This is a genomic window from Pseudomonadota bacterium (assembly GCA_030775045.1).
Taxonomy (GTDB): Bacteria; Pseudomonadota; Alphaproteobacteria; order JALYJY01; family JALYJY01; genus JALYJY01.
Genome location: JALYJY010000012.1, coordinates 1 through 12,881 on the forward strand (window position 1 = coordinate 1; position 12,881 = coordinate 12,881).

The following is a 12,881-nucleotide window of genomic DNA, read 5'->3' on the forward strand; positions in this document are numbered from 1 at the left end:
GTCATGCCCGGTGACAACGTCTCCGTCGACGTCGAACTCATCGCCCCCATCGCCATGGACGAAGGCCTCCGTTTCGCCATCCGCGAAGGTGGCCGCACCGTAGGAGCCGGAGTCGTGGCGAAGATTGTGAAGTAGGGGTGAAGGACGACAGGACCGTCCGGCGGATGGTCCTGTTTTTTGATTGCATGCGGGACGGATAGACGCTAGTTTCGCCGACCTTATCAGGGTGAAAAGTAATGCAGACTCAGAAGATCAGGATCCGGTTGAAGGCCTTTGACCATCGTATTCTGGACAATTCCGCCAGGGAGATTCTGGATACGGCGCGCAGGACAGGGGCGCAGGTTCGCGGCCCGATTCCCCTGCCCACACGGACACAGCGGTTCACAGTCAACCGCTCGCCCCATGTGGACAAGAAATCCCGCGAGCAGTTCGAGATCCGGACGCACATGCGCCTGCTGGATATCATCGACCCGACGCCGCAGACAGTGGATGCGTTGATGAAACTGGACCTGGCATCAGGTGTGGACGTGGAGATCAGAGCCTGAAAAGGTGGGGACCTCTCCCTTGTGGACGTCCCTTGAGAATGGAGAAGTCAAATGCGGACCGGACTGGTCGCACAGAAAGTGGGAATGACCCGGGTCTTTACGGACGAGGGGCAGCACGTTCCTGTAACAGTGCTGAAGGTTGAGCATTGCCAGGTTGTGGCCCGGATGACCGGGGAAAAGAACGGCTATGATGCCGTCCAGCTGGGCGTGGGCAAGGCAAAGGTCAAGAACACGACCGAAGCCATGCGCGGCCACTTTGCAAAGGCCGGAGTCGAGCCGAAAAGAAAGCTGGTGGAATTCCGGGTTTCTGCGGACATGCTGCTGGATCCGGGTGCGGAAGTCACCGTGGACCATTTTGTGACCGGCCAGTTCGTGGACGTCACCGGCACCACCATCGGCAAGGGCTTTGCCGGTGCGATGAAGCGCTGGAATTTCGGCGGTCTGCGCGCCACCCACGGTGTTTCGCTGTCCCACCGCTCCCATGGTTCTACAGGTCAGCGCCAGGATCCCGGCCGCGTCTTCAAGAACAAGAAGATGGCCGGCCATCTGGGTAACGAGAGGGTGACAACCCAGAATCTGAAGGTTGTTTCCGTGGATGCAGAGCAGGGTCTGATCCTGATCCGGGGTGCAGTGCCCGGAGCGTCGGGTTCCTGGGTCCTGGTCCGGGATGCGGTCAAGAAGCCCCGTCCGAAGGAAGCGCCGGTTCCTGCGGCCGTAAAAGCCGCTCCGGAAGTCGCGTCCGCGCCTGCAGCTGAAGAACAGAAGGGCTGACGGTCATGAAAATTTCTGTAAAAAATCTGGACAACAAGGTCGTGGGCGAGATTGACCTGAATGACGAAATCTTCGCCCTGCCTGCCCGCAAGGACATTCTGCATCGCATGGTTGTGTGGCAGCTGGCCAAACGCCGCTCCGGCAACCACAAGACCAAGGGTGTCAGCGAGATCAGCGGTACAACCCGCAAGCCCTGGAAGCAGAAGGGAACAGGCCGGGCCCGTGCAGGGTCGCTGCGCTCTCCCCAGTTCCGCGGCGGCGCGGTGATTTTCGGACCCGTTGTGCGCAGCCATGCCACCGATCTTCCCAAAAAGATCCGCAGACTGGCCCTGAAAACGGCGCTGTCAGTCAAGGCGGCAGAAGGCAAGCTGCTGGTTCTGGATGCGGCCCGCACAGGGTCGCACAAAACGAAGGATCTGGCAGCGAAGTTCAAGACTCTAGGACTTGAATCCGCCCTGGTGATTGACGGGGCCAATCTGGATGAAAACTTTGTCCGTGCGTCCGGCAACCTGCCCATGATCCACGTGCTGCCCGAACAGGGCGCGAATGTGTATGACATCCTGCGGCGGGACATGCTGGTTCTGACGCGCAACGCCATCGAGCAGCTTGAGGCGCGACTGAAATGAACAAGGCCATGAAAGCAGAAAAGGCAGAGGCAGAAACCGCTGCAGAGTGGATGTACACCATCATCCGCAAGCCCCTGATTACGGAAAAGACCACCCTGATCTCGCAGAACAACCAGGTGGTTTTCCAGGTGCGGCAGGATGCCACAAAGCCACAGATCAAGGCTGCAGTGGAAAAACTGTTCAGCGTCAAGGTCAAGGCGGTCAACACGCTGGTGGCCAAGGGCAAGACCAAGCGTTCCCGGGGCAAGACCTATCGTCGTGCGGACGTGAAAAAGGCCATCGTGACCCTGGCGGAAGGCAGCCAGATCGATTTCACAGCTGGCATCCAGTAAGGGGGAGGAATAACCAATGGCACTGAAAACCTTCAATCCCCTGACCCCCTCGACCCGGCAGCTGGTCCAGGTTGACCGTTCCGAATTATGGAAGGGAAAGCCCGTCAAGGCGCTGACCGTGGGTCTGTCGAAGAGCGGCGGCCGCAACAACATGGGCCGTCTGACAGCGTTCCGCGTTGGCGGTGGGCATAAAAAATCGTACCGTCTGGTGGACTTCAAGCGCCGCCAGTTCGATGTTCCGGCCACGGTCGAGCGTCTGGAATATGATCCCAACAGGACAGCCTTTATCGCCCTGATCCGCTATAAAACCGGGCAGCTGTCCTACATCCTGGCGCCCCAGAGACTGAGGGCCGGTGATGTGGTTGTCTCGGGCGAGCGTGTGGACGTAAAGCCCGGCAACGCCATGCCCCTGAAAAACATTCCGGTGGGTACCATCGTCCACAATGTGGAAATGAAGCCGGGCAAGGGCGGCCAGATGGCCCGCTCGGCCGGGTCCTATGTCCAGGTGGTGGGCCGCGACCAGGGATATGCCCAGCTGAAAATGCCCTCGGGTGAGGTGCGCATGGTCCGGGCCGAATGCATGGCCACCATCGGCGCTGTGTCCAATCCGGACCAGCTGAACGTGGTGATTGCCAAGGCCGGCCGCTCGCGGTGGCTGGGGATCCGTCCCTGCGTGCGCGGTGTGGCCATGAACCCTGTTGACCATCCCCTCGGGGGCGGTGAGGGCAAGTCAGCGGGTGGCCGTCATCCTGTGACGCCCTGGGGCAAGCCGACCAAGGGAAAGAAAACACGCAACAACAAGCGCACGGATCGCATGATCCTGCGTGACCGTCGCAAGAAGTAAGGGAGCCGTATCGTGGCACGTTCAGTATGGAAAGGGCCGTTTGTTGATGGCTATCTGCTGAAAAAGGCAGAAAAGGCCAAGAACAGCGGGCGCAACGAGATCATCAAGACATGGTCGCGCCGCTCCACCATCATGCCCATGTTCGTTAGTCTGACTTTTGGCGTTTACAACGGCCACAAGTTCCTGCCCGTCCTAGTGACGGAGAGCATGATCGGCCACAAGCTGGGAGAGTTTGCTCCCACCCGCACATTCAACGGCCATTCCGGTGACAGGAAAGCCGCAACCACGACAACAGCAGCGCCGGCAGCGGCCTCAAAGAAGGAGTAAGCCATGGGCAAGCCGAAATCCCCAAGGCGGCTTTCAGACGAGGAAGCCAAGGCTGTTGGAAGGGTCATACGCACCAGCCCCCGGAAGCTGAACCTGGTGGCAGGACTGATCCGCGGCAAGAAAGCCTCGACAGCACTGGCTGATCTGGCCTTTTCACCCCGCAGGATTGCCCTGGAAGTGAAAAAGGTTCTGGAATCCGCGATCGCCAATGCCGAGAACAACCACCAGCTGGATGTGGATCGCCTGTACGTAACAGAAGCCCATGTGGGCCGCGCGTTCGTGATGAAGCGCTTCCATGCCCGGGCCCGCGGACGTTCCAGCAGCATTGAAAAACCTTACAGTCATCTGACCGTGGTTGTCCGTGAACGTCAGGAAACCGCAACCGGGGAGAAAGCCTGATGGGACAGAAAGTCAATCCGATATCCCTGCGCCTTGGCATTAACCGTATGCCCGACAGCCGCTGGTATTCAAAAAAGGAATTCGGAAAATTCCTGCTGGATGACGTGAAGATCCGGGATTTCATCCAGGACAAAATCCGCCAGGCCGGCGTCAGCCGCATCATCATCGAGCGTCCGGCAAAAAACAGGATTCATATCACGATCCATGCGGCCCGTCCCGGTGTGGTCATCGGCAAAAAGGGCGCGGATATTGACAAGCTGCGCGGTGAGATTGCGAAGATGACGGGCGGCGAGATCACCCTGAACCTGATCGAGATCCGCAAGCCGGAAATCGATGCAAAGCTGGTGGCGGAAAACATCGCAAGCCAGCTGGAACGCCGTGTGGCCTTCCGGCGCGCCATGAAGCGGGCGGTCCAGTCTGCCATGCGCCTGGGTGCCCAGGGCATCCGGATCAACTGCAGCGGCCGTCTGGGCGGTGCTGAAATCGCCCGTATTGAGTGGTACCGCGAGGGGCGGGTTCCCCTGCATACCCTGCGGGCCGATCTGGATTACGGTGTTGCTACGGCAAAGACAACCTATGGAACCTGTGGTGTGAAGGTCTGGATCTACAAGGGCGAAATCTTGGCCCATGATCCGTCAGCCCAGGAAAAGCGCGCGACAGAGGGAAGCTCTGTTGCGGCCAGATCCTGATATGAGGCAGAAACCATGCTGAGTCCAAAACGCACAAAATTCCGCAAGGCTCATAAGGGGCGTATCCGCGGGACAGCCAAGGCAGGCACATTGCTCAATTTCGGGTCCTATGGCCTGAAGGCCATCGAGCCGGCCCGCGTGACTGCCCGCCAGATCGAGGCGGCCCGCCGGGCCATCACGCGCCACATCAAGCGCCAGGGCCGTGTGTGGATCCGCATTTTCCCGGATCTGCCTGTCAGTATCAAACCGGCCGAAGTCCGCATGGGTTCGGGCAAGGGATCGCCTGAATACTGGGCTTGCCGCGTCCATCCCGGCCGCATCATGTTCGAGCTGGACGGTGTTTCTGCAGTGATTGCCCAGGAAGCCTTTGCACTGGCTGCGGCAAAACTGCCAATCAAGACCCGGATCGTGACCCGGCCGGGTGAGGGGAGCTGACCATGAAAACAGCAGAATTGCGCACAAAGACCGATGACGAGCTGGCAGGCCAGCTCACGTCACTGCGCCAGGAACAGTTCAACCTGCGCTTTCGCGGGGCCATGGGACAGAACGAGGGAACGGCGCGGATCGGAACCGTCAGGAAGACGATCGCGCGGATCAAAACCATACTGGGTGAGCGCCAGAACAGCGCCACGCCATCACGGAAAGGGAAATAGCGTATGCCGCGTCGTCAGCTTACAGGCACGGTGGTGAGTGACAAAAACGACAAGACTGTGACAGTCCTTGTGGAGCGTCGCGTTATGCACCCCGTCTACAAGAAGTTCATTCGCCAGTCGAAAAAATATGCCGCCCATGATGAACACAATCGCTTCAAGACCGGCGATGTGGTAACCATCTGCGAGAATCGACCCATCTCGAAAACGAAACGCTGGGTTGTTGTGACCGATGATACTGCCGCTGAAGCCGGCAGGTCCTGATCAGGGGAGAGTGAAATGATCCAGATGCAAACCAGCCTGGATGTGGCCGACAACAGCGGGGCCCGCCGGGTGCAGTGCATCAAGGTGCTGGGGGGATCCAAACGGAAGAACGCCTCAATCGGTGATGTGATTGTGGTTTCCGTCAAGGATGCGATTCCCCGGGGACGCGTGAAAAAGGGCGAGGTCCACAAGGCTGTCATCGTTCGTACAGCAAAGGAATTCTATCGCCCGGACGGTACCGCAATCCGCTTTGATACAAACGCTGCCGTTCTGATCAACGCCCAGGGCGAGCCGATCGGGACCCGTATTTTCGGCCCCGTGACCCGCGAGCTGCGGTCCACCGGCTTCATGAAAATTATTTCGCTGGCAGAAGAGGTGGTATGATGGCTGCGCGAATCAGGAAAAATGACAGGGTTGTTGTCCTGACAGGAAAGGACAGGGGCAAGACCGGCGAGGTCCTGCAGGTTCTGCCGAAGGAAGACAGGGTGGTGGTCAAGGGTGTTGCGCTGGTAAAGCGCCACCAGAAGGCCACGCCGGCCCGCCAGGCCGGGGTCGTGGAGAAAGAGGCCTCCATCCACATCTCGAACGTGGCTTTCGCCGACCCGAAAACCGGCAAGCCCACCCGCATCGGCTTCAGGATTCTGGAAGACGGCCGCAAGGTCCGTGTTGCAAAATCCTCCGGCGAAATTATCGAATAGCAGAGGGCGTTATGGCTGCAAGATTGCAGGAACATTACAGGAAGGTGGCTGTGCCGGCGCTGATGAAGCAGTTCGGTTATGGCAACATCATGCAGGTACCGCGTCTGGAAAAGATCGTGGTCAACATGGGTGTGGGCGAGACAACGACAGATACCCGCAAGATCCAGTCTGCCGCGGCAGACATGGCGGCCATCACAGGCCAGAAGCCGGTTGTCACAAAGGCCCGCAAGTCGATCGCCCAGTTCAAGGTCCGTGACAACATGCCCCTGGGATGCAAGGTGACCCTGCGCCGGGACCGGATGTACGAATTCATGGACCGCCTGGTGAACATCGCACTGCCCCGGGTCCGCGACTTCCGCGGGATTTCGGGCAAAAGTTTTGATGGCCGCGGTAACTATGCCATGGGTCTGAAAGAACAGCTTGTGTTCCCGGAAATCAGCTATGACGCGATTGATGAGGTTCGGGGTATGGACATTATTTTTGTAACCACGGCAAAAACCGACGAGGAAGCCCGGGCGCTTCTCCGTCACTTTGAAATGCCGTTCCGGGACTGAGCGGCGAGGAAAACAGACATGGCCAAGACAAGTTCAATCGAAAAAAACAACCGCCGCACACGGCTGGCGCAGAGGTATGCCGCAAGGCGCCAGAAGCTGAAGGCCATTACGGGCGATCGCTCCCTTCCGATGGAAGAGCGTTTTGCCGCCGGCCTGCAGCTGGCCAGCCTGCCGCGTAACTCCAGCCGGACCCGCATCAGGAACCGTTGTGCCCTGACCGGACGTCCCAGGGCTGTCTACAGAAAATTCCGGCTGTCCCGGATGGCGTTCCGCGAACTGGCCTCAAAGGGGCTGATTCCGGGCGTCGTCAAGGCCAGCTGGTAAGGGAGGATCACAGACATGATGACCGATCCACTGGGTGATATGCTGACCCGCATCCGCAACGGCCAGAGCGCCCGGCGCCCGGCTGTTGCCGCGCCGGCTTCCGGCCTGCGGGCGCGCGTTCTGGATGTGCTGCAGCGGGAAGGCTATATCCGCGGCTATACGCAGACGGAAGAGCGTCCCGGCGTGCATGTTCTCAACATCGAGCTCAAGTACCACGAGGGCGAGCCTGCGATCCGCGAGATCAACCGGGTGTCCACGCCCGGACGGCGCGTCTATATGAAAATCAGGGAACTTCCCCGTTTCTACAACGGACTGGGGATTTCCATCCTGTCCACACCCCGCGGGGTCATGTCGGACAGCGAGGCCCGCACCGAGAATGTCGGTGGCGAGCTTCTGTGCCAGGTATTCTAGGGGGAACCATGTCACGTATCGGAAAACATCCTGTTGTTGTTCCTTCCGGGGTCACGGCGACCGTCAACAAACAGGTCGTGTCGGTGAAGGGAAAGCTGGGTGAGCTGAAACTGGCCCTTCCCGATGACCTGTCTGTTGTTCTGGATCAGGGGAAGATTGTCATCCTGCCGCGCGACAATGACAACGAGCGCGCACGGCAGGCGTGGGGCACAAACAGGACTCTTGTGGCCAATATGGTCAAGGGTGTCAGTGAAGGATTCTCCACGTCCCTGGAAATCAACGGCGTAGGTTTCCGCGCGGCTGTCCAAGGGAAGGACCTTGTCCTTCAGCTGGGCTTCAGCCACGAGGTCAAATATCACATTCCTGCCGGGATCACCATCAAGGCAGACAAACCGACCAACATCACGATCAGTGGTGCTGACCGTCAGCGCGTCGGTCAGGTTGCGGCGGAAATCCGCGGTCTGAAAAAGCCTGAACCCTACAAGGGCAAGGGCATCAAGTATGACAATGAAGTCATCCTGCGCAAGGAAGGCAAGAAGAAATAACGGGGTCATGAGATGAAAACTGTCAGACAACTTCTTGAACGCCGCCGCCAGCGGGTTCGTTTCCAGATCCGGAAAAAGGCAACCGGCAGGCTGCGCCTGTCTGTTTTCCGCTCCGCACAGCACATCTATGCCCAGATCATTGATGATGCCAAAGGCCATACAATGGCCGCAGTATCCACCCTGGACAAGGATCTCAGGCCATCCCTGAAATCCCCGTCCAATGCTGACGCGGCGAAGGTTGCGGGGCTTCTTCTGGCAAAAAAGGCAAAGGCCGCCGGAATCGACACTGTTGTGTTTGACCGCGGGGGCTATCTGTTCCATGGCCGGGTGAAAGCCCTGGCCGAAGGCGCCCGTGAAGGCGGACTTCTGTTCTGAGGAAATGATACATGGCAAAAGCTGAAAGAACCGAACGCCAGCGTGACCGGGCTCCCCGCGACCGCGAGGAATCAGAGCTGATCGAAAAGCTGGTTGATATCAACCGCGTCGCCAAGGTCGTCAAGGGCGGCCGGCGCTTCGGCTTTGCTGCTGTCGTGGTCGTAGGCGACGGCAAGGGCAAGGTCGGCGTAGGCGCCGGAAAGGCCCGCGAAGTCCCCGAGGCTGTCCGGAAAGCTACCGAGCAGGCAAAGCGCGCGATGATCCGCGTGCCGCTGCGCGAAGGCCGGACCATTCATCACGACATCGAAGGTCATTACGGTTCAGGCCGTGTAGTCCTGAGATCAGCCCCCGCAGGTACCGGTATCATTGCCGGTGGTCCGATGCGCGCCATTTTCGAGGCTCTGGGGATCCAGGATGTGGTAGCCAAGTCTGTGGGCACATCCAATCCGCACAACATGATCAAGGCAACCCTGGACGGGCTTGCAAGGATGGTCAGTCCCCGTTCTGTGGCGGTCCGTCGTGGCAAGCGGGTGAATGATATCCTGGGCCGCAAGGACAAGGATGCCGCAGCTGCTGATGCGAATGATGCAAAAGAGGTGGCGTGATGGCTGAAACAGAAAAGAAAAAAACGTCTCCTGCCGCGAAAAAGCCGGCTGCTGCAAAAGCAAAACCGGCTGCGCCTGAAAAGACAATGAAAGCCGCGAAGCCGGTGAAGGCTGCTGCTGCCCCTGCGAAAAAAGAACACAAGGGCGGCCTGCTGGTGATTACACAGATTGCCAGCCCCATCGGGCGCCACAAATCCCAGAGGGATACTCTCGTGGGTCTGGGCCTTAACAAGCTGGGCCGGACGCGCCAGCTGGAAGACACACCGTCAGTCCGGGGCATGATCACAAAAGTCAGGCACCTTGTGCGTGTGGGCAGTGACGGACAGGGTGGGGAGCAGTAACCATGAAACTCAATGAATTGCGTGACAATCCCGGCGCCCGCAAAAAGCGCATGCGTGTGGGACGGGGTATCGGTTCGGGCAAGGGCAAGACCTCCGGCCGTGGCGTAAAGGGCCAGAAGGCCCGCACCGGCGTGTCCATCAAGGGCTTTGAAGGGGGCCAGATGCCCCTGCAGCGTCGTCTGCCCAAGCGCGGGTTCAACAACATCTTCAAAAAGCAGTATGGCCTCATCAATGTGGGTGCTATCCAGAAAGCCATTGATGCCGGTACGCTCAGCGTGTCACAGCCCCTGACGGCAGAAACCCTGGAAAAGGCCGGTCTGGTCCGGCCGGCCCGGGACGGGATCCGTCTTCTGGGCAAGGGAGAACTGAAGGCAAAAATCTCCCTGGTGGTGGACGGCGCATCGGCTTCTGCCATACAGATGGTGGAAAAGGCCGGCGGAAAGGTGACACTGAACCAGCCTGCGGCGGAGGCAGGACAAAAGGCATGACATGAACCTGCGCAGGGGGCGGGCCGTCCTGGTCCGGATCCCTGCCGCGGGTTTTCCTGTCAGCGCAGACAAAGGGGCAAGTCATGGCATCTGTGGCCGAACAGTTTGCTGCCAACATCAATCTGGGAGCCTTCTCAAAGGCCACCGAGCTGAAGCGGCGCATCTGGTTTACCCTGGGGGCCCTGATCGTCTATCGTCTTGGCACCTATATTCCCCTTCCGGGCGTCAATATTGCTGCCTTTGCTGATTTTTTCACGGCCCGGGGCGGCGGGATCCTGGACCTGATCAACATGTTCTCGGGTGGCGCCATCTCGCGCATGACCATTCTGGCCCTGAACATCATGCCGTATATCTCGGCGTCCATCATTGTCCAGCTTCTGGCGGCCCTTGTGCCTGCCCTTGACCAGCTGAAAAAGGAGGGGGAGGGCGGACGCAAGAAACTGAACCAGTACACCCGTGTCCTGACAGTCCTTCTGGCGACCATGCAGGCCTGGGGGGTTGCCATGGGGCTGCAGTCCATGGATGCCGGCGGCGTTCCTGTTGTTGTGAATTCCGGTCTGTTTTTCCAGGCTTCCACCGTCATTACCCTGGTGGGCGGCACCATGTTCCTGATGTGGCTGGGGGAACAGATCACGGCCCGCGGAATCGGCAACGGCATTTCCCTGATCATCTTCGCCGGTATCGTGGCAGGCCTGCCCCATTCCCTTGCGGCCATTTTCGAGCTGGGCAGGACAGGAACCCTGTCCACATTCCTGATTCTGGGAATCATGGTCATGGCGATGGCTATCATCATGTTCGTGGTGTTCATGGAGCGGGCCCAGCGCCGCGTCCTGGTGCAGTATCCCAAAAGGCAGGTGGGCAACCGCATGTATGGGGGCGAATCGTCCCATCTTCCACTCAAGCTGAACACGGCGGGCGTGATTCCACCGATTTTTGCCAGCTCCCTGCTGCTGCTGCCCCTGACCATTGTGGGGTTTAGCGGCGCCGGGGCTGAAGGCAGCGGCTGGCTCCGGACCGTGGCAACCTGGCTGGGTCATGGACAGCCCCTGTATATGGTCCTGTATGCAGCGCTGATCATCTTTTTCTGCTTTTTCTATACCGCCATTGTATTCAATCCGGCTGAAACCGCCGAGAACCTGAAAAAATACGGCGGGTTTGTCCCGGGGATCCGTCCAGGCAAGACCACGGCAGACTATTTCGACAGGCTGCTGACGCGCCTGACGGTGATCGGGGCGGCCTATCTGGCCTTTGTGTGCCTTCTGCCGGAATTCATTATTTCCCGGTTTTCGTCCATTCCTTTCTATCTGGGCGGAACCAGCCTGCTGATCGTGGTGACCGTGACCATGGATACGGTGACCCAGATCCACTCCCACCTTCTGGCCCACCAGTACGAGGGCCTGATCCGGAAATCCCGGCTGAGGGGGAGGAAAGAGTGAACCTGATCCTTCTGGGTCCTCCGGGGGCCGGAAAGGGAACACAGGCCCGCCGGCTGGAAGAAAAACTGGGAATCAGGCAGCTGTCCACAGGCGAGATGCTGCGTGCCCTGATTGCAAAAAATACGCCGCTGGGACGTGAGGCAGCCTCGTACATGAACCAGGGAAAACTGGTTCCCGACGACATCATGATCCGCATGATCGAGGACAGGCTGCTGCAGCCCGACTGTGCCCGGGGCGTCATCCTGGACGGGTTTCCCAGAACGGTAGCCCAGGCGGAGGCGCTGCAGGCCATGCTGGCCAGACGCTCCCTGTCCCTGGATGCGGTGATCCTGATGCAGGTGGATGAGTCTGCCCTGGTGGAACGGATTGCTGGCCGGTTTTCCTGTGCGAAATGCGGTGAGGGCTATCACGACAGGTTCAGGAAGCCGGCGCGGGAGGGACTCTGTGATCGCTGCGGATCCCGCGAATTTTCCCGCAGGGACGATGACCGGCCGGAAACGGTCCGGACCCGCCTTGAGGCCTATAACAGGCAGACAGCGCCTATCCTGCCGTTTTACCGGGAGAAGGAGCTTCTGAAGACAGTGGATGGTATGGCGGACATCGACGAGGTTTCCCGCCAGATAGACCGCATCGTCCATGCATGTGAAACGGCTTGACTTAAGGGGGCGGGGTTCTGTATTACCGGGCTTCCGGATTTCCGGAAGGCCGCCCTGTCCCTGGACTGCAGACTCTGGTTCGGGAAGACGGGAAAGGCCTTCCCTGCATTTTTTGTGATTTAAGGAGAATCGACGTGGCCCGTATCGCTGGCGTCAACATACCAACCCAGAAAAGGGTTCTGATTGCACTGCAGTACATCACCGGAATCGGCCCTGCAAAGGCCCGGCAGATCTGTGACAAGGTGGGTATTCCGGACGAGCGCCGGGTGAACCAGCTGACCGATGCCGAGGTCCTGCGCATCCGCGAGACCATTGACGCCGACCATGTGGTCGAGGGTGACCTGCGGCGTGAGACTTCCATGAACATCAAGCGCCTGATGGATATGGCCTGCTATCGTGGGCTGCGCCACCGCAAGGGCCTTCCGGTCCGGGGCCAGCGCACGCACACCAACGCCCGCACCCGCAAAGGGCCTGCCAAGGCCATCGCCGGCAAGAAGAAAACCGTATAACCGTTCCAGAAACAGGAAAGAACCATGGCCAACCCCGCTGCCACCAACCCCGCTGCCACCGGCACATCGTCTGCTGCCGGCGCTGCCCGTGTCCGCCGCCGTGAGCGCAAAAATATCACGTACGGAGTCGCGAGGGTGTATGCTCCGTTCAACAACACCATCATCACCATCACGGATGCGCAGGGAAACACGATTTCCTGGTCGTCAGCCGGCACCATGGGATTCAAGGGATCGCGCAAGTCGACGCCCTATGCGGCCCAGATGGCCGCAGAAGACGCTGGCCGCAAGGCCATGGAGCACGGGGTGAAGAATCTGGAAATCGAGGTCAAGGGCCCCGGTGCCGGTCGCGAATCGGCCCTGCGCGCCCTTCAGACTGTGGGCTTCCAGATCTCCTCGATCCGGGACGTGACGCCCATTCCGCACAACGGCGTGCGGGCCCGCAAGAAAAGGCGCGTCTGACAGTATTTTCCCGCGAAGGGACTGCTCCGGGAC

General features: G+C 59.5%; 26 protein-coding genes. All 26 read left to right on the forward strand.

What is annotated here, in order from left to right; translation table 11 throughout:
- On the forward strand, positions 1-135 hold a 135-nt coding region (gene tuf, locus M3O22_01935; GenBank protein MDP9195518.1), incomplete at its 5' end, for an elongation factor Tu.
- A gap of 101 nt (positions 136-236) precedes the next feature.
- A complete protein-coding gene (gene rpsJ, locus M3O22_01940; GenBank protein ID MDP9195519.1) occupies positions 237-545 on the forward strand; it encodes a 30S ribosomal protein S10 in 309 nt (102 codons plus the stop codon).
- Between the two features lie 51 nt (positions 546-596).
- Positions 597-1,316 carry a 50S ribosomal protein L3 gene (gene rplC, locus M3O22_01945; protein MDP9195520.1) on the forward strand — a complete coding sequence of 240 codons (720 nt, stop codon included), beginning with the start codon at positions 597-599 and terminating at the stop codon, positions 1,314-1,316.
- A 5-nt stretch (positions 1,317-1,321) separates the two neighbouring features.
- The gene (gene rplD / locus M3O22_01950) at positions 1,322-1,942 is read left to right on the forward strand and encodes a 50S ribosomal protein L4 (protein MDP9195521.1); all 621 of its coding nucleotides are present in this window, start codon (positions 1,322-1,324) and stop codon (positions 1,940-1,942) included.
- An 8-nt stretch (positions 1,943-1,950) separates the two neighbouring features.
- Positions 1,951-2,274 carry a 50S ribosomal protein L23 gene (locus M3O22_01955; GenBank protein MDP9195522.1) on the forward strand — a complete coding sequence of 108 codons (324 nt, stop codon included), beginning with the start codon at positions 1,951-1,953 and terminating at the stop codon, positions 2,272-2,274.
- A 16-nt stretch (positions 2,275-2,290) separates the two neighbouring features.
- Entirely contained in the window at positions 2,291-3,118 is an 828-nt protein-coding gene (gene rplB, locus M3O22_01960; protein ID MDP9195523.1) for a 50S ribosomal protein L2, read from the forward strand.
- A gap of 12 nt (positions 3,119-3,130) precedes the next feature.
- On the forward strand, positions 3,131-3,445 hold the full coding sequence (gene rpsS, locus M3O22_01965) for a 30S ribosomal protein S19 (protein ID MDP9195524.1): 315 nt from the start codon (positions 3,131-3,133) through the stop codon (positions 3,443-3,445).
- Positions 3,446-3,448: 3 nt separating this feature from the next.
- Positions 3,449-3,844, forward strand: coding sequence for a 50S ribosomal protein L22 (gene rplV, locus M3O22_01970; GenBank protein ID MDP9195525.1), 396 nt, complete (start codon positions 3,449-3,451; stop codon positions 3,842-3,844).
- Positions 3,844-4,533, forward strand: a complete 690-nt coding sequence (gene rpsC, locus M3O22_01975) for a 30S ribosomal protein S3 (GenBank protein ID MDP9195526.1) — start codon at positions 3,844-3,846, stop codon at positions 4,531-4,533. Before rplV ends, rpsC begins: the two co-directional genes overlap by 1 nt.
- A gap of 15 nt (positions 4,534-4,548) precedes the next feature.
- Positions 4,549-4,968: a 50S ribosomal protein L16 gene (gene rplP / locus M3O22_01980; GenBank protein MDP9195527.1), complete on the forward strand. Its 420-nt coding sequence runs from the start codon at positions 4,549-4,551 to the stop codon at positions 4,966-4,968.
- A 2-nt stretch (positions 4,969-4,970) separates the two neighbouring features.
- Positions 4,971-5,186: a 50S ribosomal protein L29 gene (rpmC, locus tag M3O22_01985; protein MDP9195528.1), complete on the forward strand. Its 216-nt coding sequence runs from the start codon at positions 4,971-4,973 to the stop codon at positions 5,184-5,186.
- Positions 5,187-5,189: 3 nt separating this feature from the next.
- Positions 5,190-5,447 (forward strand): 30S ribosomal protein S17, encoded by a 258-nt coding sequence (gene rpsQ / locus M3O22_01990; GenBank protein ID MDP9195529.1) that lies wholly within the window; start codon positions 5,190-5,192, stop codon positions 5,445-5,447.
- 15 nt (positions 5,448-5,462) lie between these two features.
- Entirely contained in the window at positions 5,463-5,831 is a 369-nt protein-coding gene (rplN, locus tag M3O22_01995) for a 50S ribosomal protein L14 (GenBank protein ID MDP9195530.1), read from the forward strand.
- Positions 5,831-6,145, forward strand: coding sequence for a 50S ribosomal protein L24 (gene rplX, locus M3O22_02000; protein ID MDP9195531.1), 315 nt, complete (start codon positions 5,831-5,833; stop codon positions 6,143-6,145). Before rplN ends, rplX begins: the two co-directional genes overlap by 1 nt.
- Before the next feature lie 11 nt (positions 6,146-6,156).
- Positions 6,157-6,699 carry a 50S ribosomal protein L5 gene (gene rplE, locus M3O22_02005; protein MDP9195532.1) on the forward strand — a complete coding sequence of 181 codons (543 nt, stop codon included), beginning with the start codon at positions 6,157-6,159 and terminating at the stop codon, positions 6,697-6,699.
- 18 nt (positions 6,700-6,717) lie between these two features.
- The gene (rpsN, locus tag M3O22_02010; protein ID MDP9195533.1) at positions 6,718-7,023 is read left to right on the forward strand and encodes a 30S ribosomal protein S14; all 306 of its coding nucleotides are present in this window, start codon (positions 6,718-6,720) and stop codon (positions 7,021-7,023) included.
- Positions 7,024-7,041: 18 nt separating this feature from the next.
- Entirely contained in the window at positions 7,042-7,434 is a 393-nt protein-coding gene (gene rpsH, locus M3O22_02015) for a 30S ribosomal protein S8 (protein MDP9195534.1), read from the forward strand.
- Between the two features lie 8 nt (positions 7,435-7,442).
- On the forward strand, positions 7,443-7,979 hold the full coding sequence (gene rplF, locus M3O22_02020) for a 50S ribosomal protein L6 (protein ID MDP9195535.1): 537 nt from the start codon (positions 7,443-7,445) through the stop codon (positions 7,977-7,979).
- 12 nt (positions 7,980-7,991) lie between these two features.
- Complete coding sequence (gene rplR, locus M3O22_02025) at positions 7,992-8,354, forward strand: 50S ribosomal protein L18 (GenBank protein MDP9195536.1); 363 nt, start codon at positions 7,992-7,994, stop codon at positions 8,352-8,354.
- An 11-nt stretch (positions 8,355-8,365) separates the two neighbouring features.
- The gene (gene rpsE, locus M3O22_02030; protein MDP9195537.1) at positions 8,366-8,959 is read left to right on the forward strand and encodes a 30S ribosomal protein S5; all 594 of its coding nucleotides are present in this window, start codon (positions 8,366-8,368) and stop codon (positions 8,957-8,959) included.
- A 149-nt stretch (positions 8,960-9,108) separates the two neighbouring features.
- Positions 9,109-9,300: a 50S ribosomal protein L30 gene (rpmD, locus tag M3O22_02035; GenBank protein ID MDP9195538.1), complete on the forward strand. Its 192-nt coding sequence runs from the start codon at positions 9,109-9,111 to the stop codon at positions 9,298-9,300.
- A gap of 2 nt (positions 9,301-9,302) precedes the next feature.
- Entirely contained in the window at positions 9,303-9,788 is a 486-nt protein-coding gene (rplO, locus tag M3O22_02040) for a 50S ribosomal protein L15 (GenBank protein MDP9195539.1), read from the forward strand.
- A gap of 83 nt (positions 9,789-9,871) precedes the next feature.
- On the forward strand, positions 9,872-11,224 hold the full coding sequence (gene secY / locus M3O22_02045) for a preprotein translocase subunit SecY (protein ID MDP9195540.1): 1,353 nt from the start codon (positions 9,872-9,874) through the stop codon (positions 11,222-11,224).
- Positions 11,221-11,880, forward strand: coding sequence for an adenylate kinase (locus M3O22_02050; GenBank protein ID MDP9195541.1), 660 nt, complete (start codon positions 11,221-11,223; stop codon positions 11,878-11,880). The genes secY and M3O22_02050 overlap by 4 nt, the downstream gene beginning before the upstream one ends.
- A gap of 134 nt (positions 11,881-12,014) precedes the next feature.
- Positions 12,015-12,389, forward strand: a complete 375-nt coding sequence (gene rpsM / locus M3O22_02055; protein MDP9195542.1) for a 30S ribosomal protein S13 — start codon at positions 12,015-12,017, stop codon at positions 12,387-12,389.
- Positions 12,390-12,413: 24 nt separating this feature from the next.
- Positions 12,414-12,848, forward strand: a complete 435-nt coding sequence (rpsK, locus tag M3O22_02060) for a 30S ribosomal protein S11 (protein MDP9195543.1) — start codon at positions 12,414-12,416, stop codon at positions 12,846-12,848.
- Positions 12,849-12,881: the final 33 nt, after the last annotated feature.